Annotated in this window: 3 protein-coding genes and 2 pseudogenes; 1 reads left to right on the top strand and 4 read right to left on the bottom strand. The window is 36.5% G+C overall.

All coding sequences use genetic code 11. The annotated features are described in order from the left end of the window. From BN338_RS13550 to BN338_RS00980, 4 genes and pseudogenes are all read right to left on the bottom strand, one after another. Positions 1-134 (bottom strand): annotated as a pseudogene (locus BN338_RS13550) (ABC-2 family transporter protein); the annotation flags it as partial. Then, positions 118-852 (bottom strand): annotated as a pseudogene (locus tag BN338_RS10780) (ABC-2 family transporter protein). The pseudogenes BN338_RS13550 and BN338_RS10780, both read right to left, overlap by 17 nt. A 64-nt stretch (positions 853-916) precedes the next feature. Beyond that, positions 917-1,936, bottom strand: coding sequence for an ATP-binding cassette domain-containing protein (locus tag BN338_RS00990; protein WP_039758185.1), 1,020 nt, complete (start codon positions 1,934-1,936; stop codon positions 917-919). An 805-nt stretch (positions 1,937-2,741) separates the two neighbouring features. Beyond that, complete coding sequence (locus BN338_RS00980) at positions 2,742-3,725, bottom strand: RluA family pseudouridine synthase (RefSeq protein ID WP_039758181.1); 984 nt, start codon at positions 3,723-3,725, stop codon at positions 2,742-2,744. Positions 3,726-4,098: 373 nt separating this feature from the next. Here BN338_RS00980 and BN338_RS00975 point away from each other — a divergent pair. After that, on the top strand, positions 4,099-5,748 hold a 1,650-nt coding region (locus BN338_RS00975), incomplete at its 3' end, for a glucan ABC transporter ATP-binding protein/ permease (RefSeq protein WP_244427578.1).

Here is a 5,748-nt window from a genome sequence, read left to right as displayed (position 1 = left end):
ATATGAATTGAATAAAATAATAACATAAAGAAAGAATAAACTCCCCTGTCAAATTCTTACCATAAACAATCTGCCGATGGATATTCAAGCTGATAAAATGAAAAAATTACTTTCATCTCAACCACCTGCTCCATGATATACCTTCATTCCTTTATTCCAAGCAATATGTATCAAGAATAAAAGACATAAAATATAAGCAAGGCTTCCAAAAATAAACTGCTGAAATAACACTAAATTTTGCGTTGAAAAAAATTCAGCAGGAGCTGATATCATGAAACGATAAGGATTAAATTGCATAAGCGGAATAAGCCAAACCGGCCAAAAAGATGGTGGTAAAAGGACGCCTCCAAGAAGTGCAGAACTGAGAATACTGAATGAAACTAATATATTGTACTCAATAACCCAAAAACTTAATAAGGCAATCCCAAAAGAGAGTAGGAAACAAAGCAATTGCGATGTAATAACAATGAGAAAAAAGAACAGAAAAGCAATGACCAAGCCCAGAATATTTTAATAGGATAAAACAAGCTTTACAACAAAAAGAGCCAATAACGGGATGCTATATAATACACTCTCACCCAAAAAAGTAAAAAGCATTTGTATCATATATTTGGATGGTTTTGTGAGATAGACTTCTAATTGACCTTCCTTAACATGATGAGAAAAAAACTTAATCACATTATAACCATTATTTAAGCGTCCCAAAACTAAAGCAAAAGCATAATAATACATTATATCATGAAAGCTAAAGCCATTGATGGTATTAGCCGTATCAGAGAAAAGTGCATTCCATAACAGAAGTTGAATAACAAATGGTGAGAGTGTCCCAATGACAATATCAGTAAAAAACATGGCTCTATCACTTAGAACAGTGAGTAATCCATTCCTGGCATAAAAAAACATGCCAAAGCAATAATTAAATAAATTCTTTAAATTTAACACGGAGCATCTCTTCAAGTGAGGGAGTGGACACAGAGAATGTACAGTTGAATTCAGTTGTCATTTCCCGTATGAAACGCGGATAATCTCCACGAGACAATGAAATCTCCAGTGAGCATTCTTCATTATTAAGTTTTTTATCTTTTAAAGAAGCGGACAATTTTAACGAAAGTTCATCCATTCTCTTTACAACAGCAGAAAGCGCTTGCAAGTGTTCACAAAAAAGTGTCACGCGCACCAAAGAAGGAAGCGTATTTTTAAATGCATTAAGATCACCGTAAAATTGTTTATTTCCTTTATGCAAGAGAAGAATATCATCAGCGTAACCATCAATATCCCCCATATCATGACTTGTGATGATGTATCCCATACCTCGCTCTTTTTTGAGTTTTATCAGCAACTCTCTGATTTCATGCTTAGAAGTTATATCAAGACCAATAGTTGGCTCATCGAGGAACAATAATTTAGGTCTAAACGATAAATTAAAAGCCAATTCACTTTTGACTCTTTCTCCCAAACTCAGCATCCGCACTGGCTTATCCATAATAGGCTCAAGACCCAGCAATTCCATCATCTCTTTAAGGTCGCGAATAAAAGAATCCCGTTCAAGATCATATAACGGTTGAACCATATCCAAACTGTAACGTAATGGTAAATCCCACCATAAACAACTCTTATGACCAAAGACCACCCCCAACTGTCTAAACAGATCTTTCTTGGTTTTATAGGGATTAAATCCTAGTACTTTAACACTCCCCTTATCAACGAATTGTATACCAGAAAGTATTTTAATCAATGTTGATTTACCTGCTCCATTAGCGCCAAGAATAGCAAGAGATTGTCCTGAAAATAGGGTAAAACTGATATCTTTCAGCACATAATCATTCGTATACACTGGCTTTAAAAAAGAACGCACTCTGTTTTTGAAAGAAGTTCCTCTGTCTATGTTACGATATATTTTTGATACATTGTTAAGATCAATCAATAATGATCCCATCAGTCGCTCCTCATTTCAACTTAGCCCCTCTTGGAACGATCCAACAATCTCTAAATATCTGTTTTTGTCACTGGTAAAAAAACAAAAATATTCAAGCCATCCTTAGAGCAATAAAACTCACTTGAGGCTTTAATTCCCAATTTTTAGTACAGCATATTTCTTCAATGTGATGAGTTTACTTCAATGAAGCATTAAGATACTCAAAACTTATTTCTTCTTTTGTGAAAAATAATCTCTCGAATAAATTCAGATAAACTAAATAAGCAGAAACATAACTTGTAATTGAAAGGAGCGCTTTGCGAATAAATTCCCATGGTTTAAAACAAGGTAAAAACATAAATTTATAATAAGTAGACCAACCCATACTGATAACAGAACAAACTTCCTTGGAAACAAGAATTTGTTGAGAAGCTACGCTTTCTGAACACTCTTATAAAATGCCTCACTTATTTTTCCCATGAAAAATTAAAAATTGCCTTTACACTTTCAGTAAATACTCTTCAAATCTCATCTCATTCATCTTTCTCAATAGACACACCTCCCCACTATGGAATCCCGCAGATAATTCAAAGGAATATCTTCATAAGCTTAGAGTACTAAAGATGCACCATATCCAAAAATAACAATGCAATCAACATGAATAAAAAACTGTAGAAGAAAACTTATGATATGTGAAAATTCATCACTCAAAAACACAAACTTCTCATAGCAATTAACGATCAAAAGCTCTCTTCAAATGGTGTCCTATTCATCTTATCAAATTTATAGACAAAATTTGCACCAATAAAAAATAAATAAAGTTTTTTTACTCTGTGTCAGCATCACTCTCATTAAAAGATAAAAGATTAAAACTTTGAACCATATGAGGTGGTAAAGGTGCAACAATATCCAATATTCCTCCTGAAGGGTGAGGAATACGAATACGACGTGCATGAAGGTGAAGACGGTTTTGCATTCCTCCTGGTAATGTCCAATTGCTATCAGAAAAAAAATACTTTGTATCGCCAATGATAGGATGATCCATATGGGCAGCGTGCACACGGAGCTGATGTGTTCTCCCCGTATAAGGTTCCATTTCAAGCCACGAAAGAGCTCGCCCTCGCGTATCTAAAATGCGATAGTAGGAAACCGCATGATGTGAATCTAGCACTCCATGTTCACAAACACGCATTTTGTCACCTTGTGCAGTTATTTCCTTAACCATCCACGTTGAAATTTTATCCTGCTTTTTTTTAGGAACCCCCCGAACCAACGCCCAATAAATCTTTTTTGTTTCCCGCACTCTAAAAGCAGCTGTTAAGGCTTGAGCAGCACCTCTTGATCGCGCAACAACAAGCACACCCGACGTCTCACGATCAAGACGATGAACCAAACGCGGCTTTTCACCTTTTTTATTGCGCCACACCTCAAGCATACTATCCATATGACGTGTTAAACCAGAACCTCCTTGTACAGCGAGACCTGCTGGTTTGTTAAAAACAAAGACCTTTGGATCTTCATAAAGCAGCATTTTTTTCAAAACGGTTTCATCATCCTGCCCACGAAGTGTTTTATCCGTTATTGGAAGACTTATCGTATCATTAAAAGGAAGAGGTGGAATACGAACAGACTGCCCTATACAAAGGCGCGTATCGGCTTTAACACGTCCACCATCAACCCGTATCTGACCAGAACGCAACAATTTTTGCAAAGCTCCAAATCCAAGTCCTGGATAATGCACTTTAAACCAACGATCTAAACGCATTCTATTTTCATCTGTTTCAACCTTTTTTATTTCCACGCCTGCCATAAAAGTTCCCTTACCTGATAATTTTCCCCGCTCAATATTTTTTTCCTAATAATTTTATTGATCTATCTTTGCTCTTTAATAAACACAAAAATTCCTATTCTCGTTAGCTTCATCACACCACATTACAATGAGTATGCAAAATTGCCTTTTCTTAGCGTTCAAATTTTATTAGCTAAAAATTCAGCCTTATAAAAATCAAAAACCTTTATGCGTAACAGCGAATGGAGATAATTAACAGTGTCCTTATTCAAAACCTATGCACGTGTTCTTACTTACCTAAACAGAGAAAAAAATGCATCTCTTTTAATCTGTACCGCTAATATTATGTTGGCTGTTATCGCCATTGCAGAACCTATTTTATTTGGACACGTTATTGACTCCATTTCAGAAAAATCAGAGATCATCCCTAATCCCTACTCTTGCCATTTGGGTTTGTTTTGGTCTTTCCCATATTATCGCTTATGTCCTTGTTGCTCGTGGCGCAGACCGCTTAACCCATAGACGTCGCTTAACAGTTTTAACAGAATCTTTTGAACGTATCATTGCCATGCCTTTAATTTGGCATCAACAACGCGGAACGTCCAACGCACTCCATACACTTTTGCGCGCGATAGACTCCATGTCAACCATATGGCTTGATTTTATGCGCCAACATCTCTCAACACTTGTCGCCTTATTGGTTCTTATCCCTATAGCCTTTCATATGAATTGGCGCCTTTCAATAGTTTTGGTTGTACTTGCCATTATCTATGTCTTAATTGCACGTTTAGTGATGCGAAAAACAAAAGAAGGACAAGCTGCTGTAGAATGCTATCATCACAATCTTTTTAAACATGTCAGTGATTCAATCTCTAATGTTTCTATTGTACAAAGTTATAGTCGAATAAAAGAAGAAACTTCCATATTGCATCAACATACAAATGCTCTGCTTAAAGCACAAAATCCTGTTCTCAATTGGTGGGCGCTCGCCAGTGGATTAAATCGAATGGCTTCAACAGTTTCAATCGTTTGTGTTCTACTCCTTGGGGCTTTTTTTGTTGCAAAAGATCAATTACGGGTAGGCGAAGTCGTTGCTTTTGTTGGGTTTGCACAACTCATGATTAGCCGCCTAGACCAAATGAGCAATTTTATTCATTGTGCAATATACTCACAAGCAAAACTGCAAGAATTTTTTGAAATGGAAGATTCAACCTTTCATTTCAACGAACCGCAAAATCTCCCTTCCCTCCAAAATGTTAAGGGTGCCATCCAATTCCATCACGTTACCTATAAATTTCCAAATTCTTCTCAAGGTGTTTTTGACATTTCCTTTGAAGTGAAAGCAGGACAAACTGTTGCAATTGTAGGACCAACAGGGGCTGGAAAGACAACATTAATCAATCTGTTACAGCGCGTATACGACCCTACCTTTGGGTATATCTCCATTGATGGAATAAATATAAGCTCAATCAATCGCGAATCCTTACGCCAATCTCTCGCAACAGTATTTCAAGATGCAGGTCTTTTTAACCGAACTATTCATGACAATATTTCGATAGGAAAAGAAAATGCAACAAACGAAGAGCTTTATAAAGCAGCAAAAATAGCAGAAGCTCACGATTTTATTTTAAAAAAAGCTGATAATTATAACACAATGGTGGGCGAACGGGGATCTCAATTATCCGGTGGGGAAAAACAACGGTTAGCAATTGCACGCGCAATTTTAAAAAATGCTCCCATTCTCATTCTAGATGAAGCGACAAGTGCTCTTGATGTTGAAACAGAAGCACGTGTCAAAGATGCTCTTGATTGCATAAGCCATAACCGCACCACTTTCATTATAGCACATCGCCTCTCAACAGTCCGTAATGCTGATGTGGTACTCTTTCTGGAACATGGTTATTTAATTGAAAAAGGAAACTTTCAAGAATTGATCGATAAAGCGGGCCGTTTTTCTAAATTTTTAAAAGCAAGCGGTTTAACAATTACGCCACCAGAAAGAGAAGGAGAAAATGAAAACATCATCTCCTACCTGACGCAAGAT

The organism is Bartonella queenslandensis AUST/NH15, assembly GCF_000312585.1.
GTDB classification, from domain to species: Bacteria; Pseudomonadota; Alphaproteobacteria; order Rhizobiales; family Rhizobiaceae; genus Bartonella; species Bartonella queenslandensis_A.
Note: the sequence above shows the minus strand (reverse complement) of the source record. Positions and strands in the feature narration are given on the sequence as shown.